This window comes from Vibrio sp. 1078-1 (assembly GCF_033340475.1).
This window is the reverse complement of the sequence record NZ_JAWOWM010000047.1, coordinates 1-2,416: the sequence shown is the minus strand read 5'-3', so window position 1 is coordinate 2,416 and position 2,416 is coordinate 1. Positions and strand designations below refer to the sequence as shown.

Annotated in this window: 1 protein-coding gene; it reads left to right on the top strand. The window is 53.8% G+C overall.

Features of this window, described 5'->3' with window-relative positions; translation table 11 throughout:
* Positions 1-2,416 (top strand): tandem-95 repeat protein (locus R7190_RS25460; protein ID WP_318137630.1); only part of this gene is annotated, 2,416 nt, incomplete at both ends.

The window sequence follows — 2,416 nt, the reverse complement described above, 5'->3', positions numbered from 1 at the left end:
GCAACAGCAACATTCAAGTGGCGATCGTCAATGGGATTGCTACGTTCACTCCAACCGCAGACTGGAACGGCTCAGAAATCCTAACGTTTACGGCCACCGATCCAAGCGGCGAAAGCGTTAGCCAAACGGTGAACTTCACGGTAGCCCCTGTGGCGGACATCGTGGCAGACAACGCGACGGTTGTGGAAGACACGCCGACCATCATTAACGTCCTAGGTAACGACACGTTTGAAGGCGACGACAAAGTGGTGTCGCTGGATACCAATAACGGCCCAGCCAACGGCACGGTCTCGGTCAACCCGGACGGCAGCGTCACTTACACGCCAAACGACAACTACCACGGGGCTGACAGCTTTACCTACATCGTTACGTCGGGTGGGGTATCGGAGTCCACCACGGTGAACGTCGATGTCACACCAGTGAATGATGCGCCAGTGGCGACCAATGACAATGCCGTTACTGACGAAGACACGCCAGTAACGATTGATGTCCTGCCAAACGACACCGATGTGGATGGCGATACGCTGTCTATCCAATCGGCGTCAGTGCCGAGTGACCAAGGTACAGTCGAGATTGTTGACGGCAAGTTGGTGTTCACACCGGCCGAGAACTTCCATGGTGATGCTGAAATCACTTACACCGTTAGCGATGGTGCACTGACTGACCAAGCGACGGTCAACGTCACCGTGAATGCGGTGAACGACACGCCTGTGGTTGAAAGCAAACTCGCAGACCAAACCTTGGCGGAAGATTTCACGCCATACAGCATCAATCTGAATACCGCTTTCAGCGATGTGGATAACGTGGATGGCGAGTTAACGTTTAGCGTCTCTGGCAACAGCAACATTCAAGTGGCGATCGTCAATGGTATTGCTACGTTCACTCCAACGGCAGACTGGAACGGCTCAGAAGCGCTGACGTTTACGGCTACCGATCCAAGCGGCGAGAGCGTTAGCCAAACGGTGAACTTCACAGTAGCGCCAGTGGCGGATATCGTGGCAGACAACGCGACGGTTGTGGAAGACACGCCAACCATCATTAAGGTTTTAGGTAACGACACGTTCGAAGGCGACGATAAAGTGGTGTCGCTGGATACCAATAACGGTCCAGCGAACGGCACGGTCTCGGTCAACCCGGATGGCAGCGTCACTTACACGCCAAACGACAACTTCCACGGTACAGACAGCTTCACCTACATCGTTACGTCCGGTGGGGTATCGGAGTCCACCACGGTGAACGTCGATGTGACGCCAGTCAATGACGCGCCAGTGGCAAACGATGACGCGGCCACAACACAAGAAGATACCGCTGTCACGATTGATGTCCTGCCAAACGACACCGATATTGATGGTGATACGCTGTCTATCCAATCAGCGTCCGTACCTGAAACACAAGGTACAGTCGAAATTATTGATGGAAAACTGGTCTTCACACCGGCTGAGAACTTCCATGGTGACGCTGAAATCACTTACACCGTGACCGATGGTTCGCTGACTGACCAAGCGACGGTCAACGTCACCGTGAATGCGGTGAACGACACGCCTGTGGTTGAAAGCAACATTGCAGACCAAACCTTGGCGGAAGATTTTACGCCATACAGCATCGATCTAAATACCGCTTTCAGCGATGTGGATAACGTGGATGGCGAGTTAACGTTTAGCGTCTCTGGCAACAGCAACGTGTTGGTGTCGATTGAAAATGGCATCGCGACCATTAGCCCAACGGCAGACTGGAACGGCTCTGAAGCGCTGACCTTTACTGCCGCCGATCCAAGCGGCGAGAGCGTTAGCCAAACGGTGAACTTCACGGTAGCGCCTGTGGCGGACATCGTGGCAGACAACGCGACGGTTGTGGAAGACACGCCGACCATAATTAACGTCCTAGGTAACGACACGTTCGAAGGCGACGATAAAGTGGTGTCGCTCGATACCAACAACGGTCCAGCTAACGGTACGGTCTCGGTCAACCCGGATGGCAGCGTGACTTACACGCCAAACGACAACTACCACGGTGCAGACAGCTTTACCTACATCGTTACGTCAGGTGGGGTATCAGAGTCCACCACGGTGAACGTCGATGTGACGCCAGTGAACGATGCGCCAGTGGCGACCAATGACAATGCCGTTACTGACGAAGACACGCCAGTGACGATTGATGTCCTGCCAAACGACACCGATATTGATGGTGATACGCTGTCTATCCAATCGGCGTCTGTGCCGAGTGAGCAAGGGACAGTCGAGATTGTTGACGGCAAGTTGGTGTTCACGCCAGCTGAGAACTTCCATGGTGACGCTGAAATTACTTACACGATTACTGATGGTGCACTGACTGACCAAGCAACGGTCAACGTCACCGTGAATGCGGTGAACGACACGCCTGTGGTTGAAAGCAACATTGCAGACCAAACCTTGGCGGA